This is a genomic window from Pseudoalteromonas sp. MMG013 (assembly GCF_018100885.1).
In the GTDB taxonomy this organism is placed as follows: domain Bacteria; phylum Pseudomonadota; class Gammaproteobacteria; order Enterobacterales; family Alteromonadaceae; genus Pseudoalteromonas; species Pseudoalteromonas aurantia.
The window spans coordinates 56,616-75,676 of sequence record NZ_JAGJEE010000014.1 but is presented as its reverse complement, the minus strand read 5'-3'; the positions used below and the strand labels follow the sequence as shown (position 1 = coordinate 75,676).

Here is a 19,061-nt window from a genome sequence, read left to right as displayed (position 1 = left end):
TTGGTTAAGTTATATTGTTAATTTTATCAGCGAGATATTGGGGGTTGAGGCTAATCATGGATTATGAGCATAGACAGTTATTCCACCAATCGCTTAAATTTGCTGCAAGGGCTTAAATTATTTTGTTAAATATGAACGCTAACTAATTTTATAAATGGAGTGGTTGAATGATAAAAATTAAGCTGGGTGTTGCTGTTAGTGTACTTTACAGTATAACAACCGGGATGTTGTCTTTTAGTACTACAGCGCTTGAAAAGCGAGAAGTCTACGTTCAAGCTTCGGCTGGTAGCTTTAATGATGCCGCAATAAACCAATTATTTGCGCAGCAGAGCGCTTTAAAAATGCCTGTGAATTTTTCAGGTACGCCCAGTCATACCTTTGAGCAAGCACATAATACAAATACATGGGCATTTAGTGCTGTTGAAAACTCAACGATTCCAGGAAAGTTGGTGGATGCGACCATAACAGCGGTACAGCAATACCGCATAGTTGATGTCATTGGATTTATAACGACGCCAATTGAGATGTGTGCACTGATGCATATTGATGATGTTAATAATAATAAGGAGATCAGTGTTATTGCATCACACCCAGCAGCACTGAAACAAATTAAAGGGTGGAAAGCCAAGGTAGGTGTACCTGAGCTGGCCGTACCAAACGGAACATCTGCAGCGGCTGAACGAGTGTCAAAACGGCTATTGGGTATAGGCGGTGTCGCAGTTGGTTCTTGTGTTTTGGTGGAAACGTACCCGAACTTATCTGTCATAGCAAAGGGCATTCAAGACAACAAACACAATGAAACAAGTTTCTTATTGATGAAAGTTAACAAGCGGACTGAGATGATCACCATAAGCCAAGCACGGAAAGCGCTAAGTCATGCAATTACCCTAGGTAGAGCACTCTAAGCAGGGTTAGGTACTATCAATTCATGACTCAATCCATGAGTTACACGTAATAAATAGGGGTTAAGCTGTGATTCTGGTAAGATTGAAAATATCTCACAATCGTGTCGATTGTGAAGAACTAATTGAGTGATCAGGATCTGTTTTGAATAATAATGATGTTTTACGACGTGTACGTTATACCTTTGATTTAAGCGATAATCAGGTAATAGAAGTGTTCTCCCTGACGGATGTTAAAGTGACAAATGAACAAGTGACAGGCTGGCTCAAACAGGACGCTGAAGAGGGTTTTAGTGTGTTGGCTGATCTAGAGTTATCGTCGTTTCTTAATGGCTTTATTGATTTGAAGCGCGGTAAACGAGCGGGTGAGCAAGCAAAGCCAGAAAATAGCTTGAATAACAATATGATTTTTCAAAAACTGCGGATTGCGCTCAACTTGAAAGCAGAAGATATATTAGACCTTCTGCAATTGGTCGATGTTCAAATGAGTAAACATGAGCTGAGTGCATTTTTTCGTAAACCCGGTAATAAGCATTATCGAGTATGCAAGGATCAGATGCTCCATCACTTTTTACAAGCACTTCAGTGTCAATTTAACCCATCGGTTGACAATGTAGAGTGAATGAACAGCGCAGAGGCGATACACCTCTACTACTGCAATAAACTTCATAGATATTCAATACCTGATTACAAATCTCCATACTGATGACGCGTTGTGTAGTATGGGTGTGGTTTTGCTCTTAAAGCCGAGGTTATAGGTCCCAAAACGGTTGAGTCATTGATAAGTCGAATTGATTTAATTTTGTCGTGTGATTTTTTGTAACGGATAGAGTTATTAATTTTTCTTGCGCTGTCTTCCCATATAGTAGGTTATGAAATTGGAGCGTGTTTTTTTGATAAGTCACGGGAAACATACCCATAATTATAATGTCTGTAATTTCAACCAGATCACTATTATTTTGATATTTATGAGGGCGTTGTGGTGTAAGCACGATGTTGTGTAAGAGAATCTTTTGCGTATGTGCCATAGTGAATATGGCGTTTTTTATTTGTGCGATCAATGATGAACGATGATTGTTGAACTCAATCAGTGTGACTTTACCGTCTTTATCACTATCCAACCCATCAAATGCTGAAATGGGTAATGACAGGACCATATACGCCCCCGCATTGTTAAAATTTAATGTTCCATTTTGCGCCACCATTAAGTGGGCCGAGGAAGTTTGAGGTACAAATAGGCACGTAGAGAATATCAATATGGCGAATAAGTTAGAAGGCAGTGGTATATTCATGAGTGGCTCCTTAATCGAATCACTTAAGTGACGCTATTTAATTAACACAGGCGTATTTTATAAAGCGCCTTTAACACAGCGTTGAAAGTATGGGTAACTATCTGTGGCGTAATAGTGATAAATACCATTGGGGAATTCAGGCGTGACACCTTCTCGGCCGTTGCACTCATCTAAATCACCAGAGCCCGCCACGTAAACCCAATCCTCGGCAAATGTACCCAAAGGGTACGTATCAACGGAAGGGCGGGTGCTACTTATGTTAGTGATCAGCTCATAACTTCCTTGTAGTGTTTTTAACGACGATGAGCTGTCATTTGCATCTGTGTAACCATATCTTGCGTATATAGGGAAGCCATCAGCAGCCCAGCCAATTAACGTCATTGTGGTTTCACTTCCGCCACGCAGTGCAATAAAACCCTCAGGCATGCCATGGTAGTGATAAGCGCCATTGGGTTGTACATGTGCATTGTTTTGGTCTGTACCAAAGTTAAAGCTTGTTTGACCGAGTGCTTCAATATGCCAACTTCCGGTGTTACCAACCAGACTACAACTATTACCTGAATCATCACAAGAGCCAGCAGTGTTTGCGTCAATTTTTACGCCGTTGAGTACATACCCTGTTGCGCCTTGTGGTCCCCCTAATGTCGTTGCTGTTACGGTATGTGCTGGGGTTAAGGTATACGCAATGGAAACAGACTGCTCAGTTATTTCATTAGGGTTGTTTTGATTTGGAAAAGTACCGACCATATGATCTGGAATACCGTTTGCGACCAGCGTTCGTTGTGTGCCTGTACATGCCCAGTCGGCGTTACTGGAGGTAGACACCGATTCTGAACTATTAAACTCATTGTAATGATAATCACACAAAATGGCGTCTGTTGAGTTGCTGCTTGATGTACCTGTGTCTGTTGATATTGGGGTTGTAACTGTGGTGTCGGTATCTTGGGTTACGGTGCTGCTTGCACTAGTAGAAGACGTGTCGCCACTACTGGAACCACACGCAAGCAAAAAGACAGATAGGCTACCTATAATGGCGTTTACGATACTATGTTTGAGAAAGTATGATTTTTTCATGTAATAAAATCCTCTGCAAAATGGGCATAAGCAAACAATAGAAATGAAATGTGCAAATAGTATGCAAGGGCATTTAGTGATTGTGGTTTATTTCTATCCAGTAGATAGCTATTTTCACTCGTAATATGTTTTGTCTGATTATTGATAGTATTTGTCATATTGGATAAGTGACGGGTGAGTTTGTTTAGTTATCATCATGCTAATTAAATCGAAATGGACGATAGGAACGTACATGCATATTCACTTTTTGATACATGAATCATTCGAAGGACCTGGCGCTTTTGAACATTGGGCTGTCGATAATAGGTTCCATATAACGCGTACAAAATTTTACGAGGGGGAACGTTTACCTGAGCAGTTTGATTTTGATTTTTTGGTGATTTTAGGCGGACCACAGTCACCAAAAACAAGCGTCAGTGATTGCGCATATTTCAATGTTATTGAAGAAATCAGCTTTATTCGTAAATGCATTGCTTTAAATAAAGTCATTGTGGGTATTTGTTTAGGCGCACAATTGATTGGTGAAGCGCTGGGCGCTAAGTATGAGGTTAGTCCTCACAAAGAAATAGGTTACTTACCAGTCACAATGACAGCGGCAGGTGAAAACAATGTATTATTTGATCATTTCCAATCAACGGAAGTGGTTGGGCATTGGCATAATGATATGCCTGGATTATTACCAACCTCAAAAATACTGGCGAGTAGCTTGGGGTGTCCGAGGCAAATCGTTGAATATGCAGATCTAATTTACGGTTTTCAGTGTCATTTAGAGTTCACCCAACAATGTGTAGAGTCGCTTATTAGCGCCTCCTATGACGAGTCGCTATCGATCACGCATCAGTGGGTGCAAAAAGCAACAGATATACTGACCTTTGACACACAGCATATGAATAATTTACTCAGTGAGTTTTTAGATAAGTTATCATTGAAATACCAACGCACGCGGGGTGATTAAATACTCGCAAAACTCAGCGTAATAAAGAAAGGAGTAACGGAAGTGGGAGTATTACTATATATTGCAGCATGTTTACTTATTGCAGTTGCAGGTGCACATTCTTATTTGGGGGAGCGTTACATTTTAAGTCGACTATTCAAGCGAGATAATCTCCCTACACTTTTTGGGGGCACTGAATTTACCAGACATACATTGCGTTTTGCATGGCATTTAACCTCTATTGCATGGTGTGGTTTTGCTGCCATTTTATTTGTATTGGCGCAGCCTAGCATTACTAAAGCAGCCATAGCGAACATTGTAATGGTGACGTTTACCTTACATTTTTTAATGGCTTTGCTTGGTTCAAAAGCAAAGCATCTATCTTGGTTGGTGTTTTTGTTAGTTGCGCTATGTTCAACGCTCGCAGTGCAAATAGGTTAAGTATTTTCAACTACGTGTGAATATCACGAGCCCATAGCTAATCTTTTTATTGCTTCCTGCAATAAAGAGCGTTTTTTAGCGAATATAATATGGTAGACAACCTTATTTTCAGTCACTTAGTTTGCTTTAAGTCATGTATTTAGAGTAAATTAAGCGCCTGTTTGATAAACGCGATTCAATTATAAACACACCATAAGGATGATGAATGCGCCTCTTTTTATTACTCGTAAGTTTATGTTTTATATTGCTGAAAACTTCGTCAGCAAATGAGCCTGTGCAAAATGCGGGTCAAAAATACACTCAGCAATTGAGCGTAATTCAAACAAAAATGGCCGTTTTAGATGAACAGTTAAAACAGCAAAAAGACCATGCTAAAGGGATTAAACAACAACTGGGTGATGACTTCAAAAAGTTGGAAGAAACACAAACTAATTTAAAAATACAGTTAGCCAGCATTAGTAATCAGATTATTCAGCAAGAGAAGGTTTTAAATTTTCAACTTGCTAAGCAAGAACAAAGTCAAAATAAAGAATTGAACGTTTTTGATGGGCGTATATCCGATTTATCTTATGAATTAAATTTTTACAGTATCCTGATAACGATAATTGCTTTGATTTTAGGTTTTTCTACTTCATTTATTGCCATTTATAAAGCGAAAAGCGAAGCAAACATCGCCTCAGAAAAACATATGTCAGAATGGTTAAAAAACAACAGTGACGAATTAATAGCGCAAGCACAAGTAACATTCCAAGAAATCAATCAAGAGTTAAAAGGCAAGTTTGATAAGTTTGAACGTGATGAAAGTGAGCGGATGCAAAAATTCTCTGAAATCAGACAGGTGAAAGCAAAACTTATCGATTCTTTAAGTCTTGATATACAGAGCTTAACGTATAAAAGTTTCGAACATACCCGTTTGAATGAGGATGACTGGCTTGAGATTGGTACTGAACTTTTCTCTAACAATCAATTTAGCCTTTCTATCATCGCATGGGATGTTATAACCTCACATATTTTTGAGGGCGTCGATGACTTAACCCTTGCAAGTGCGCTGTCTTATAAATCTACATGTCTTGATAAACTCGCACAGCCTGAAGCAGAAATTAAAACCTATGATGAACTCATTACTCAGTTCATTGACAACGACAATGACACGATACAAAAACGAGTGGCTGTTGCAATGTTTAATAAAGGCGTGGCGCAAGGCCAATTAAATCAGTCTATAGACGCAATTAAAACGTATGAGACGTTAATTACTCGCTTTAGAGAGGTAGAGAATGAAGCAGTGCAAAAACCAGTTGCTAAAGCGATGCTTAATAAAGGAATTGCACAGAGTGAATTAATGCAGTTTGACGATGCAATTAAAAGCTATGAAGCGCTCATCACTCAGTTTAGAGAGTCCGAGAATGAAGCTGTGCTAGAGCAAGTTGCTAAGGCAATGCTTAATAAAGGGTTTAGACAAGGAAAATTAAACCAGTCTGAAGATGCCATTAAGACTTATAATACACTCATTGCTGATTTTCGTCAGTCAGACAATGAAGCTTTGCAAGAGCAAGTTGCGACAGCAATGTTTAATAAAGGGATTAGACTAGGTAAATTAAACCAGTCGGAAGAAGAAATTAAGGCTTATGAGGAATTGATTACTTGTTTTAGAGAGTCAGACAATGCAGCAGTGCAAGAAAGAATTGCTAAGGCGATGCTTAATAAAGGGATCACACAAGGGTTGTTAGAGCAGTCAAAAGAGGAAATTAAGACCTATGAGATACTCATTACTCAGTTTTTAGAGTCAGATAATGAAGCCGTGTTAGAGCGAGTAGCGAAAGCGCTGCTTAACAAAGGGGTTGTACACGGTAAATTAAATCAGCCGAAAGAAGAAATTAAGAGCTATGAGACACTCATTACTCAGTTTTTAGGGTCAGATAATGAAGCAGTGTTAGAGCGAGTAGCTAAAGCAATGCTTAATAAAGGGATCACACAAGGCCAGTTAGAACAGCCAAAAGAAGAAATTAAGACCTATGAAGAGTTAATCGCCCACTTTGGTGAATCTGACAACGAAACCGTGCAAGAACGAGTTGCTAAAGCAATGCTTAATAAAGGGATCACACAAGGCCAGTTAGAACAGCCAAAAGACGAAATTAAGACCTACGAAGAGTTAATCGCCCATTTTGGTGAATCAGACAACGAAGTCGTGCAAGAAAAAGTTGCTAAAGCTATGCTTTATATAGGGATTTCGCAAGTTCAACTAAACTTACCAGATGATGCAATCAAAACCTATGAGGGACTCATCAGCCGCTATGGTGATTCAAATAGCCCAGAAATAACGGCAATAGTGGCACAAGCACAAAAGCGTTTAGATGAGTTATAACCCAACTAGCGCTATCAATGTAGGGCTTAGTAAGTTTTATGAAAATAGAGGTAAAATAAGCCTATTTTTTAGGTTTTAAAGGCACAAGTGATGATGTAAACAGCGAATGTGAGCCGAGAATGTCTGAAGTTATCCACAGATTGTGTGGGGAAGGTGTGCATTAAATAATTTATCTATCTAATAAATAGAGTATTTACGATGCTATATTAGTACGGGATAATACAGCGATTGCTACACAAGATATATACTACAAACTTAACAATGACACTCACTGTGACATTTAAAAATAAAAAGTATAAAGCTTGTTCTTTGTGTTCTGTTTATAAAGGAGTTTTTATTTAATGTGTGAGCTATTGGGTATGTCTGCGAATGTACCGACAGATATCTGTTTTAGTTTTTCAGGCCTATTAGAGCGCGGTGGTAATACGGGGCCGCATAAAGATGGCTGGGGGATCACGTTTTACGAAGGCAAAGGCTGTCGTACATTTAAAGACCCTGAACCAAGCTGTCAATCTGAAATCGCCAAATTAGTAAAAGCTTACCCAATTAAGAGTGTGTCGGTTATTAGCCATATTCGCCAAGGCAATCGCGGCCGAGTGTGTTTAGAAAACACTCATCCTTTTACCCGTGAGCTATGGGGAAGAGAGATCACCTATGCACACAATGGGCAGTTATCTAATTACACTGATCTGAAACCATCCTTTTATCGCCCTGTGGGTAATACAGACAGCGAATTGGCTTTTTGTTGGCTGCTAGATAAAATTAGAGAGAAGTATCCGAAAAAACCCTCAAATATGGCGGTGGTTTTTCGATATGCGGCTAAGTTGGCGGCGACATTGAAGGACAAAGGTGTATTTAATATGCTACTGACTGATGGAGTGTACGTGCTGGCATATTGCACCAATAACCTGCATTGGATCACTCGTAGAGCGCCATTTGGCAAAGCCACCTTGATTGATGCTGATATGGTGGTTGATTTTAAAGAAGAAACCACGCCAAATGATGTAGTGAGTGTAATTGCAACGCGGCCACTCACCAATGATGAGCAATGGCAAAAAATGGAGCCCGGTGAGTTTGTGTTGTTTAAACTGGGTGAAAAAATATAACGGCTATCATGGCGTATATCTATTTATATCTATTTATATCTATTTATATCTTTTTAGTTTAGTGTAATTAGAGACAATAAAAATAGACGATACCGCAACTCAGCAAGTTACGGTATCAATGTTGAATCATTTACTTAATGTCGTACTTGGTCATTTGAACTTGAAACTGTTCAATGCCTTTTTTCCCTTTGTACATCTTTACCAACATATAATCATATTCTGGCGCCAGCCATACCGTTGCTTGACGCTTATCGTTGTCATATAACCTTTTTATTCTGATGGTTTTGACATTGCCTATGGGCAGGGTGATGGTCTCTTCACCCTCAACTTCAAAGTCATAGTTGCGCTGATTGCCTTTTTTATCCACAATCGGGTAACTCAGCTTAGTTTTTCCCGCTTTAATATCACGACGTAGTTGAATTTGATAGGTTTGCGCATCTTGTTGCTCGGTTTGCCACGTAATATCAAGTGGGTACTTCTTTTTGTTTGACGTAATGGTTTTCTTTGTGTGGTCGAAACTGACTGTATATTCTTTATCAGGCCCAGTGCCGCTGCGAGTCATATCATAATGAATGGGCTGGGTGCGGTTATTGTCAAACGTAAACATCGATATTTCTGTGCGTTTATCATTAAAGATCATCCACTTAATATCACTTTGATATTCTAGCTGATATGTATTTTCATCAATTTTACTGAGGTCGCGAGTGGCCGATCCTTGGACAGAGCCTTTACGAAGAATTTGGTATTCTGCGTGGTACGGAGTGAGTGTATTTGCAAGTAATGAGCATGAAAAGAAAGCGCTTAACCCGACAAGCCAAGCGCTAATTTTTTTATTCTGGGTACGCTGTGCCTTGAATTGGAAGGGGTTGGTCATCAAAAACGGCATAATCTGCTTCCATTGTTAGTCTGTGTTCGCTGAACCACTTGACCACCAAAGGATAAATAATATGCTCTTGTTCATGAACGCGCTTAGCGAGTGTGTCTGCTGTATCATTGTCTAAGATAGGTACCTTAGCTTGTAATACAACGGGTCCACCGTCTAGCTCTTCCGTTACAAAGTGTACGCTTACACCATGAACATCGTCTTTAGCATCTATTGCTCTTTGATGGGTATTCAGCCCTTGATACTTAGGCAACAAAGAAGGATGAATGTTCAACATTTTTCCCTTAAATTTTTGCACCAAGTGTGGGGTTAGAATACGCATAAATCCAGCTAATACAACTAAATCTGGATTAAAAGAGTCAATTAATGCGGCCAGTTCAACATCATAGTCTTCACGCGATGGATAATCTTTATGGCTCAGAATGCAGGTTTCTACTCCTGCATTTTGAGCACGAACTAATCCATATGCATCAGCTTTATTGCTGATCACAGCGCAGATCTCGCCATTAATATCGTTGTTTTGGCAAGCATCTATGATGGCTTGTAAATTAGAGCCACTGCCAGAGATCAATACAACTAAGCGAGATGGCGTCATTAGTCTTTACCAGCAACGATTTCTACTTGTTCTTCACCAGCAGTCGCATCTTGAATTTCACCAATATGCCATGCTTGCTCACCTTGTGCGTTAAGTATGTCAAGGCTTGCTGCTAATTTGTCGGCAGGAACCACTAAGATCATACCTACGCCACAGTTAAATGTACGGTACATCTCGTGCGTACTGATGTTGCCGTTTTCTTGTAACCAATTAAAGATTGCAGGCCATTCCCAGCTATCGCCTTTTACTACCGCTTTTGCTGATTCAGGTAACACGCGTGGGATATTTTCCCAAAAGCCACCACCTGTAATATGCGAAAGAGCATGAACGTCAACGTCTTTTAGTAATTCAAGAATTGATTTTACGTAAATACGGGTCGGTTCAAGAAGGTGTTCGCCCAGCGTTTTACCTTCAAATTCGGCATTCGTATCGGCACCAGACACTTCAAGTACTTTACGAATTAAAGAATAACCGTTTGAATGCGGACCACTAGAAGCAAGTGCGATTAATTGGTTGCCCGCAGCTACTTTAGTACCATCAATAATTTTAGATTTTTCAACAACACCAGTACAGAAACCAGCCATGTCATAATCTTCGCCTTCGTACATACCAGGCATTTCAGCAGTTTCACCGCCGATCAGTGCGCAACCTGACAGCTCACACCCTTTACCAATACCAGTTACTACATCGGCTGCTGTATCAACATCTAATTTACCAGTTGCGTAGTAGTCCAAGAAAAATAGGGGTTCAGCACCTTGGACAATCAAATCGTTTACACACATGGCAACAAGGTCGATACCTACAGTGTCATGTTTTTTTAGGTCAATCGCTAGACGAAGCTTAGTGCCAACGCCGTCAGTACCAGCGACTAGTACAGGCTCTTTATAACCAGTAGGAAGTTCGCACAGTGCGCCAAAACCACCGATCCCACCCATTACTTCTGGACGACGAGTTTTTTTCACTACGCCTTTAATGCGCTCAACTAATGCATTACCGGCATCAATATCTACGCCTGCGTCTTTGTAGCTAAGAGACTGTTTTTGATCGCTCACGGGTTTTCCTCAAAAAATTGCTTTATGGATTGCTTAGAAACGCGCGTATTTTACAACAATTGACTAGGGGCGGCTAGCGTAAATATGACTGATCCCACCAGCAAGTGCTTGTACGCATTTGCTTTTACTATATTTACTATTAATAACAATGAATTAGCTTATAAATATGATTTGGGTGATCGTGGTACTTTACAAAGTAGGGCCATTGAAAGTCGGGTTTCATATGTGCCTTATGGCAGACACAGATGAAACCATTTAATTACAGACTCAATAAAATACATGGGAGCGAGTTAGCTTGTATTTTATTTAGGTGATTACGCTTTAGCCGTGAGTATTGCACGCAGAGGAGCAGGATAACCCTCAATGGTTTTGGTATTATCGTTAGGATCTAAAAAGTCTGCTAACGATTCGGTTTCCATCCATGATGTTTGACGCTGTTCATCAAGTGAGGTTACATCGTTATTCACCACATTCACGTCTTTGAAGCCAACACGCTCTAGCCATAGGGTCAGTGCTGCGGTACTTGGAATGAACCAGACATTACGCATTTTAGCGTAGCGATCAGTTGGTACAAGTACCGTATTCACATCCCCTTTGATCACGAGTGTTTCTAATACGAGTTCGCCACCGGGACGTAATTGTGCTTTCAGTTGTGATAAAAAGTCGATCGGAGAGCGTCGGTGATACAGTACACCCATAGAGAATACCGTATCAAAACTTTTCAATGCAGGTAGTTGTTCAACCCCTAATGGCAGTAAATGAACACTTGGATCTGGGTTGAAGTGCTTAATCGCTTGAAATTGTGATAGGAATAAATCTGAAGGATCAATACCCACAACGAAGTTTGCTCCCGCACCACGCATACGCCATAAATGATAGCCAGAACCACAGCCAATATCGAGCACAGTGCGCCCTTGTAACGGACTGATATGCTCAACCAGTCGATCCCATTTCCAATCGCTACGCCATTCGGTATCAATATGAATACCATGAATATTAAAAGGACCTTTTCGCCACGGCATCATTTTCTTTAGCAAATGGGTTAATTGCTTGGTATGGCCGTCTGAGAGCTCGTTGGCTAACCCGAACTCGACTTTATCTGTTACATTGATGTGCTGTGTATTTGATTCAGGCAGATTTTTGAGTACTTTTTCCCACTTGGGCCAGTCCCCGTGCTGCGCTTCTTTTTGCCAATGACTTAATTGTGCTGGTAGTGTTTCTAACCAATGACTCAAAGCGGTTTTCGCAATGGCGGCATAAAAGTCTGTAAACCAAGAATTCATAAGGACTCCGTTATTTGATAGCCACGAGTGAGCAAAAGTTAAAGCATTGATACCAAACTTGTGTTTGGCTAAAACCAATATTATGTAATCGCTCAATGTGTGTTGATAGGGGGTCAGGGCGCATAACATTTTCTATGGCGGTACGCTTTTGACTTATTTCTAATTCGGAGTAACCGTTGTGACGTTTAAAATCGTGATGCAAATCAATGAGTAAATTATCAGTTAAATCATTTTCACCTTTCACTTTTTCACTTAACAATAATACCCCACCAGGTTTCAAGCTCGCATAAATGTGTTTAAGCACAGCTTCACGCTGCTCTTGCGGAATAAACTGTAAGGTAAAATTTAACGCTATTACACTGGCATTTTCTAATGTAAGCTCGGTGATATCACCTAATACCACATTAACCGGCACATCAGATTTAAAGCCTTTTAAATGCAGCTGACAACGCTCAACCATGGCTTTTGAGTTATCGACGGCAATGATTTGGCAATTTTGCTTTTCGATATTACGGCGCATGCTTAACGTAACGGCGCCAAGTGAGCACCCTAAATCATATAGATTTGAATTACTTTGTGCATATTGACCCGCGAGTTTACCCATCGTACTTACGATTGTCGCGTAACCAGGGACTGAACGCTGGATCATATCTGGGAATACTTCAACCACGTTTTCGTCGAAGCTAAAGTCTTTTATTTGTTGCTCGGTGGCATAAATACTGTCTTTGCCAGTCACAATTTATCTCTCTTTCTAAATAATCTCGCTATTTTAGCATTTTATACTGGATAGTCAGTGATAATTTCAGTAGCTTGGCTACTATTAATGATAAGAAGTAAAAAAGAGACTAAAAATGGCGAGAAATAAAGTGATTAGCACAGAAGATATCCTATCCACATTGTGCAACTCGGTGACTGAAGTATTGTCTTCCGCAAGTGGCAATAAAATTGCTTATTCAGCAATGGTTCAAAAAATCACGCGTACGTGTATGCGCCCAGATATAGGCTGTTTTGTGTTGTTTGATGGCGGTTTTACGGGGTTGGTAGTGACTAACTTTACCGCGCAATCGGCAATGGAAATTTATCAAGATTATATGCGTAACATGGGTATGCCTGAAGAAGAAATAGCACATAGTCACTTATCTGATGATGTATCAAATGTGATGGGTGAGTTGATGAACCAAATTGTGGGTGATTTTACAGGTAAAGTGCGTACGCAGCTACACACATCTATCACGCAAAACCAGCCAAAAATGATGGCAATAAATAAACAAGTGCAAATTTCTGTTGATACAACCATGGATAGACCGCAAGCACGTCGCGTGACATTTACCACACAAAACCAAAATATATTTTATTTAGAGCTTGCGATGGATAAAACTGAGTTTATTAAATTACATGATTTTGATATTGCTGAAGCTGCGGACCCAGATGCAATTATTGCTAATCAAGCTGCTGAGAGTAAAAATAAAAAGTCGGCGGCGCCTGAAGAAATAGACAGTGATGATGACTTTATGGCGGAACTTGGGTTATAAAGTGGCTCAAGCCCAGTTGTTTGTAAATGGTTAGTAATTGATTTTTAAGGTAATTTTAATAAAGCTGTTTTTTAACACAAAGGTGAGATGCACTTTTTGTTATCGAGCAGCTTTGTCAGTTTAGGGCTTGTCATTCATGGGTGAATGTGAGCTATGTTCTTGGGGCATGTTGGCTTTTTACGTTAAGTTACTTGCCATAAAAGCTTAAACCTTGTTTTTGTAGTACCAAAAATAAACGTAAGTCCAATTCTAATTGATGGTAATCAGGCTCCATATGACAACATAGCTGATAAAAAGCTTTGTTATGATCTTTTTCTTTAAAGTGCGCTAATTCATGAATAATCAGCATTTTTAGGAGCGGCTCAGGGGCACATTTGAGCTGTTCGGCAATGGCAATTTCGTGTTTGGCTTTGAGTTTCCCTCCGTGTTGTTGGCGTTTAAAGGTATGTGTACCAAGTGCGTTTTGCACTAAGTCTTTTTGTTTTTTATAACCGACGCTTGACAATTTTGGTGCATTTTTTAAATATCGTTGTTTAAAACGATTAGTGTACTCAAATAGGTGTTTTTCAGACTTTAGCTGATGCGCAGTGGGGTACTTATTTTTAAAGTAATCCACGAGTTTGTTTGAGCTGATGAGTTGTGCTACTTGTTGCTGAATGTTGTCAGGGTAATGTTGAAAATAATCTAAAAAGTTCATAAAACGGCAGGTTGGCTAAAAGTCAGTGGTATTATATGCTATTGAATATTCAGAAAACGAGTAGTTTTAATTAATATGTATAACGCGAGTTGTTTATGTGGTGCCGTAAAAATAGAAATACATGGCGCTATTACCGACATTATTCATTGTCATTGTTCTTTATGTCGAAAGTCTACAGGGAGTGCGTATGCTACCAATGGCTTCGTAGACACTGAACAGTTTAAAATTACGCAAGGCATTAATCACATAGCGCATTTTGAGTTTAAAACTGGTAGGAAGCGCCATTTTTGTCGTCATTGTGCATCACCCTTATATAGTTCTAACGCAGAGAATACGAAGAAGGTGAGGCTGCGATTGGGGATCTTAGATTCACCAATAAGTGAGCGGCCCATATCTCACAACTTTGTGACATCTAAAGCTGATTGGGATGAGATTAATGCGGATTTACCTTTAAATGACAGGTTTGAAGCGACTAGAAGCATAAAATAGCCCACTTGCTGTGAGCTATTTTGGGGTAACATGATTAATGTTCAGTCTCTAATGTACAGCAATCTGATGCGCGTGAATTACCGCCTCGTTGAATGAGGTGTGCATTTGCTTGTCGTGTTTCATCAGTGCAGCAGATGTGATCAGCAGAAATACCGCCGGCCACCTTTTTCGTCGCAGCACTTGGGAGTAAATTTGTATCTTGAGATAGTGTTTTAATGTTCTTTTTTTGTAGTTTTAATAACATGTCTATTTCCTTGATGTTTTTTTATTCAAGAGCAGTTTATGCATGTTGCACTTGAAAAAGCAATGTTAAATCAGAATAAGTCATTTTGACTGGGTTCCAAGTTTGCGGGGAAGTCCCCTAATATCGCAGCAGGGTGTGCTAAATCGACGATAAATTGTTTGGCCAACAATGGCGCATCAAAATTATCGGCAGTATGAAAAAACAAATAGGGTGTTTTACCCTCGTTTAACCAGCCTCTAATTTTATCTAACCACGGGTGATAGAGCTTTCTATTTGCTGCTAAGTCGGAGCAGCCAACATATCGAATAATAGGGGCATTTGCAGTGGCTATAACATGGAGGGGGACTTTCGGCTTCTTTCTTTGTGCATCAATGATAGCTGCAGTATTGGGTGGTTCGCTAAAAAGTGGGCGAGTATCCATCATGATCCGGTTGTATTTTTGTGTCATTAAAAACTGATTAAATCGCATTTCATTCTCTCCCTTATCAAAAAAGCCGAGGTGGCGAACTTCAATGCCTAACGGTAGGTCGCTAGGTAATAAGCGAGTGAAGCTATTAATGGTGGCGAGAAAATCAGGGCTACAGCTTTTAGGTAGCTGCAGCATAATTTGGCCGATGTTTTGATACAAGGGCTCAAATAGTGTAAGCCACGCGAGTAACTCACTTTGACAATGCTGTAATGCCATATCGTGGGAAAAGCGTCGCGGTATTTTAAAGGTAAACTTAAAGTGCTCTGGTACGTTTTTTTGCCACTTGAGAACTGTCTCAGGGGTTGGATCTGCGTAAAAGCTAGTATTGCCTTCTACTGAGTTAAAAATGTGACTGTATTGCTCGAGCATCTGTTTTGGTTGACAGTCACGTGTGAAAAATCGACCTTTCCAATGTGCTGAACTCCACTGAGGGCACCCAATATAAAGCATAAAATACAAGATCCGTGAACGATAAAGTATATTAATTGTATCAAAACACATTAATCGATGGGAAATTTGCATACTTGTGTCGATCAAGGATGACTTTAAGGGGGAATTTTATATAATTGGCGGTAATTTTTTCAAATTAACCTTATTGGTTGCAGCACGATGCAGCCGACTAACAGGAATACTATGCGCTCGATATATTGTGGGAACTTAAATAAAAGCCATGTTGGCGAAGAAGTAGAACTATGTGGCTGGATAAACAAACGCCGTGATCTAGGTGGTTTAATCTTTATCGATTTACGAGATCGTGAAGGCCTAGTTCAAGTGGTGTTTGACCCAGAAATAGAAGGGTTAATGGACACTGCAAATACACTTCGTCAAGAATTTTGTGTGCAGGTAAAAGGTACGGTTCGAGCGCGCCCTGATAGCCAAGTAAATAAAGATATGGCAACAGGTGAAGTTGAAATACTTGGTACAGGTTTGAACATAATAAACCGCTCAGAACCATTACCACTAGATTTTAATCAACAAAACTCAGAAGAGCGCCGTTTAAAGTACCGTTATTTAGACCTTCGTCGTTTGGAGATGAGCGACCGTATTAAGCTAAGAGCAAAAGCCAGTAGCTTTGTTCGTCGATTCTTAGATGGAAATGACTTCCTTGATATTGAAACGCCGGTATTAACGAAAGCAACACCTGAAGGTGCGCGTGATTATTTAGTACCAAGCCGTGTGCATAAAGGCAGCTTTTACGCGCTACCACAGTCACCACAACTGTTTAAACAGTTGCTGATGATGTCGGGTTTTGATCGTTATTATCAAATAGTAAAGTGTTTCCGTGATGAAGATTTGCGCGCAGACCGCCAGCCAGAGTTCACTCAAATCGATTTAGAAACATCGTTTATGAGCTCAGATCAAGTGCGTGCTATGACAGAGCGTTTAGTGACTGAAATGTGGCAAGATCTCCTTAATGTGGACCTAGGTGCATTTCCTGTTATGCCATATAGCGAAGCAATGCGTCGTTTTGGCTCTGATAAGCCTGATTTACGGAATCCGATGGAATTGGTAGATGTTGCTGATTTAGTCAAGGATGTTGAATTTAAAGTCCTAGCGGCACCTGCAAACGACGAAAAAGGCCGTGTTGCAGTGTTAACTGTACCTGGTGGTGCCAAACTTTCTCGAAAGCAAATTGATGAATACACTAAGTTTGTTGGTATTTACGGTGCGAAAGGTCTTGCTTGGATGAAAGTAAATGACCGTGATGCGGGCATTGAAGGGGTTCAGTCACCAATTGCTAAATTTTTAAATGAAGAAGTGATCAATGCTTTACTTGAGCGTACTAACGCACAAACTGGCGATATTATTTTATTTGGCGCAGATAAGCGTAATGTTGTTAATGAAGCAATGGGCGCATTGCGCCTAAAGGTAGGTCTAGACCTAGAACTCACTCATTTAGATAAGTGGGCGCCACTATGGGTGGTTGACTTCCCGATGTTTGAAGAAGACGATGAAGGCACATTACATGCGGTTCATCACCCATTTACTGCACCAAAAGATATTTCTGCTCAAGAATTAGAATCAGCGCCAGCTGGCGCTATTTCTGATGCCTATGACATGGTAATCAATGGGTATGAAGTGGGCGGTGGTTCGGTTCGTATTCATACTGCCGATATGCAAGAAGCAGCGTTTAGAATTTTAGGTATTGAAGAGCAAGAGCAACAGGATAAGTTCGGATTCTTACTAGATGCACTGAAGTACGGTACACCACCACATGCTGGCTTGGCATTTGGTTTAGATCGTTTAGTTATGCTGCTGTGCGGGACGGATAATATTCGTGATGTGATTGCGTTTCCTAAAACTACACAAGCATCTTGTCTATTAACAGATGCACCAAGCGTTGCAAATCCAGATTCGCTAAAAGAGTTGGCAATTGCAGTAGCAAAGGTTGAAAAAGAAGTAGTTCAATCTGACGGTGAGTAACCGTTATTAAGGAATACGAGTACCAAAAAAGGCGACTAGATATAGTCGCCTTTTTGTTGAGGGTTGACGTATTTAACTGGTAATTCATACAGTATTTTGGCATGATGCAAAAAAACGATGTAGGATTATGCTTTGGCAACTATTTTGGGTATTGACCCCGGCTCTCGATTTACAGGTTATGGTGTAATAGTGCATCAGGGGAGTAAATTTCAGTATTTGGGTAGTGGTTGTATAAAAATAGGTGAGTTTGATTTTCCGACCCGTTTAAAAATGATTTATCAAGGTGTGACGCAGTTAATAGAGCAGTTTCAACCAGACAGTTTCTCTATTGAACAAGTGTTTATGGCACATAATCCAGATTCAGCCCTAAAACTCGGTCAAGCGCGAGGTGCCGCTATTGTGGCCGCAGCGATGCAGGATATAGCAGTGCATGAATACTCTGCTAGGCAAGTGAAACAAGCTGTAGTAGGTAACGGTGGGGCTAAAAAAGAACAAGTCCAAGAAATGGTAAAACGCATTTTAAAATTGCCAGGTACACCACAAGCTGATGCTGCAGATGCATTAGCAATTGCTATTTGTCATGCTCACTCAGAGCAAAGTTTAATTCGTTTGGCTGGTAGTGCAACAAAAACTGTGCGCCGAAGATTGAGGTAAAGTAAATGATTGGAAGACTAAGTGGGACTTTATTAGAAAAGCAGCCGCCTGAAATATTGCTTGATGTATCGGGTGTTGGTTATGAAGTACAAATGCCAATGACGTGTTTTTATGAGTTACCAAACTGCGGTGAATCGGCTGCGATTTACACACACTTTGTCGTCAGAGAAGATGCACAGTTATTGTTTGGGTTTAATCATAAAAAAGAACGAGCGTTATTTCGTGAATTAATTAAAGCCAACGGGGTTGGGCCCAAACTTGGCTTGGCGATTTTGTCAGGTATGTCTGCAGAGCAATTTATCCATTGTGTAAATAACGAAGATGCAACAACGCTTGTTAAGATCCCGGGTGTTGGTAAAAAGACAGCAGAACGTTTGGTGCTTGAAATGAAGGATAGACTTAAGAATTTTGGTCACGATTTACTAACCCCATTCAGTGATGGTGCGGTTATTGCTCCACAAGAAAACCCGACAGTTCAAGATACTCCGGCAGATGATGCCGTTGCTGCATTACTGGCTTTAGGTTATAAATTAGCACAAGCACAAAAAGCAGTGAAGGCCGTTTCAAAACCAGAAATGGGGACTGAAACACTGATAAAAGAAGCTCTTAAGTCAATGATGTGATAACC

At 40.2% G+C, this 19,061-nt stretch carries 21 protein-coding genes; 11 read left to right on the top strand and 10 right to left on the bottom strand.

The window, feature by feature from the left end:
* Positions 1-167 precede the first annotated feature (167 nt).
* Entirely contained in the window at positions 168-905 is a 738-nt protein-coding gene (locus J8L98_RS14050; protein WP_210996911.1) for a prephenate dehydratase domain-containing protein, read from the top strand.
* A 142-nt stretch (positions 906-1,047) separates the two neighbouring features.
* Entirely contained in the window at positions 1,048-1,524 is a 477-nt protein-coding gene (locus J8L98_RS14045; RefSeq protein WP_210996910.1) for a DUF1456 family protein, read from the top strand.
* 130 nt (positions 1,525-1,654) lie between these two features.
* Here the strand turns inward: J8L98_RS14045 and J8L98_RS14040 are convergent, their stop codons facing one another.
* On the bottom strand, positions 1,655-2,194 hold the full coding sequence (locus tag J8L98_RS14040) for a hypothetical protein (protein WP_210996909.1): 540 nt from the start codon (positions 2,192-2,194) through the stop codon (positions 1,655-1,657).
* A 57-nt stretch (positions 2,195-2,251) separates the two neighbouring features.
* On the bottom strand, positions 2,252-3,268 hold the full coding sequence (locus J8L98_RS14035; RefSeq protein ID WP_210996908.1) for a YHYH protein: 1,017 nt from the start codon (positions 3,266-3,268) through the stop codon (positions 2,252-2,254).
* A gap of 232 nt (positions 3,269-3,500) precedes the next feature.
* On the opposite strand from J8L98_RS14035, the gene J8L98_RS14030 reads away from it, so the two are divergent.
* From J8L98_RS14030 to J8L98_RS14015, 4 genes are all read left to right on the top strand, one after another.
* Positions 3,501-4,223 carry a glutamine amidotransferase gene (locus tag J8L98_RS14030; protein WP_210996907.1) on the top strand — a complete coding sequence of 241 codons (723 nt, stop codon included), beginning with the start codon at positions 3,501-3,503 and terminating at the stop codon, positions 4,221-4,223.
* A 42-nt stretch (positions 4,224-4,265) separates the two neighbouring features.
* Positions 4,266-4,643, top strand: coding sequence for a hypothetical protein (locus J8L98_RS14025; RefSeq protein WP_210996906.1), 378 nt, complete (start codon positions 4,266-4,268; stop codon positions 4,641-4,643).
* Positions 4,644-4,848: 205 nt separating this feature from the next.
* Entirely contained in the window at positions 4,849-7,005 is a 2,157-nt protein-coding gene (locus tag J8L98_RS14020) for a tetratricopeptide repeat protein (RefSeq protein ID WP_210996905.1), read from the top strand.
* A 341-nt stretch (positions 7,006-7,346) separates the two neighbouring features.
* Positions 7,347-8,111, top strand: a complete 765-nt coding sequence (locus J8L98_RS14015) for a class II glutamine amidotransferase (protein WP_192507877.1) — start codon at positions 7,347-7,349, stop codon at positions 8,109-8,111.
* A 130-nt stretch (positions 8,112-8,241) separates the two neighbouring features.
* Here J8L98_RS14015 and J8L98_RS14010 read toward each other — a convergent pair whose 3' ends face one another.
* The 5 genes from J8L98_RS14010 to cmoA all read right to left on the bottom strand — a co-directional run bounded on the left by J8L98_RS14010 (position 8,242) and on the right by cmoA (position 12,660).
* Positions 8,242-8,997, bottom strand: a complete 756-nt coding sequence (locus tag J8L98_RS14010) for a DUF3108 domain-containing protein (RefSeq protein ID WP_210996904.1) — start codon at positions 8,995-8,997, stop codon at positions 8,242-8,244.
* Positions 8,942-9,589, bottom strand: coding sequence for a phosphoribosylglycinamide formyltransferase (gene purN, locus J8L98_RS14005; protein ID WP_192507875.1), 648 nt, complete (start codon positions 9,587-9,589; stop codon positions 8,942-8,944). Before purN ends, J8L98_RS14010 begins: the two co-directional genes overlap by 56 nt.
* Positions 9,589-10,641, bottom strand: a complete 1,053-nt coding sequence (gene purM, locus J8L98_RS14000) for a phosphoribosylformylglycinamidine cyclo-ligase (RefSeq protein WP_192507874.1) — start codon at positions 10,639-10,641, stop codon at positions 9,589-9,591. Before purM ends, purN begins: the two co-directional genes overlap by 1 nt.
* Positions 10,642-10,955: 314 nt before the next feature.
* Positions 10,956-11,924 (bottom strand): tRNA 5-methoxyuridine(34)/uridine 5-oxyacetic acid(34) synthase CmoB, encoded by a 969-nt coding sequence (gene cmoB / locus J8L98_RS13995; protein WP_210996903.1) that lies wholly within the window; start codon positions 11,922-11,924, stop codon positions 10,956-10,958.
* Positions 11,925-11,934: 10 nt separating this feature from the next.
* Positions 11,935-12,660 carry a carboxy-S-adenosyl-L-methionine synthase CmoA gene (gene cmoA / locus J8L98_RS13990; RefSeq protein ID WP_210996902.1) on the bottom strand — a complete coding sequence of 242 codons (726 nt, stop codon included), beginning with the start codon at positions 12,658-12,660 and terminating at the stop codon, positions 11,935-11,937.
* Positions 12,661-12,775: 115 nt separating this feature from the next.
* Between cmoA and J8L98_RS13985 the strand changes: the two genes are divergently transcribed.
* Entirely contained in the window at positions 12,776-13,456 is a 681-nt protein-coding gene (locus J8L98_RS13985; protein WP_192507871.1) for a DUF3334 family protein, read from the top strand.
* A 187-nt stretch (positions 13,457-13,643) separates the two neighbouring features.
* On the opposite strand, the gene J8L98_RS13980 is transcribed toward J8L98_RS13985, so the two are convergent.
* The gene (locus J8L98_RS13980) at positions 13,644-14,153 is read right to left on the bottom strand and encodes a YgjP-like metallopeptidase domain-containing protein (RefSeq protein WP_210996901.1); all 510 of its coding nucleotides are present in this window, start codon (positions 14,151-14,153) and stop codon (positions 13,644-13,646) included.
* 75 nt (positions 14,154-14,228) lie between these two features.
* On the opposite strand from J8L98_RS13980, the gene J8L98_RS13975 reads away from it, so the two are divergent.
* Positions 14,229-14,642, top strand: a complete 414-nt coding sequence (locus J8L98_RS13975) for a GFA family protein (RefSeq protein ID WP_210996900.1) — start codon at positions 14,229-14,231, stop codon at positions 14,640-14,642.
* Positions 14,643-14,676: 34 nt separating this feature from the next.
* Here the strand turns inward: J8L98_RS13975 and J8L98_RS13970 are convergent, their stop codons facing one another.
* Positions 14,677-14,886, bottom strand: coding sequence for a hypothetical protein (locus tag J8L98_RS13970; RefSeq protein ID WP_192507868.1), 210 nt, complete (start codon positions 14,884-14,886; stop codon positions 14,677-14,679).
* A 70-nt stretch (positions 14,887-14,956) separates the two neighbouring features.
* Positions 14,957-15,805: a DUF72 domain-containing protein gene (locus tag J8L98_RS13965; protein WP_210996899.1), complete on the bottom strand. Its 849-nt coding sequence runs from the start codon at positions 15,803-15,805 to the stop codon at positions 14,957-14,959.
* A 183-nt stretch (positions 15,806-15,988) separates the two neighbouring features.
* Here J8L98_RS13965 and aspS point away from each other — a divergent pair, with 183 nt between their 5' ends.
* The 3 genes from aspS to ruvA all read left to right on the top strand — a co-directional run bounded on the left by aspS (position 15,989) and on the right by ruvA (position 19,056).
* Complete coding sequence (aspS, locus tag J8L98_RS13960; RefSeq protein WP_210996898.1) at positions 15,989-17,779, top strand: aspartate--tRNA ligase; 1,791 nt, start codon at positions 15,989-15,991, stop codon at positions 17,777-17,779.
* A 132-nt stretch (positions 17,780-17,911) separates the two neighbouring features.
* The gene (gene ruvC / locus J8L98_RS13955; RefSeq protein ID WP_192507866.1) at positions 17,912-18,433 is read left to right on the top strand and encodes a crossover junction endodeoxyribonuclease RuvC; all 522 of its coding nucleotides are present in this window, start codon (positions 17,912-17,914) and stop codon (positions 18,431-18,433) included.
* Positions 18,434-18,438: 5 nt separating this feature from the next.
* Positions 18,439-19,056, top strand: a complete 618-nt coding sequence (gene ruvA / locus J8L98_RS13950) for a Holliday junction branch migration protein RuvA (protein ID WP_192507865.1) — start codon at positions 18,439-18,441, stop codon at positions 19,054-19,056.
* Positions 19,057-19,061 lie beyond the last annotated feature (5 nt).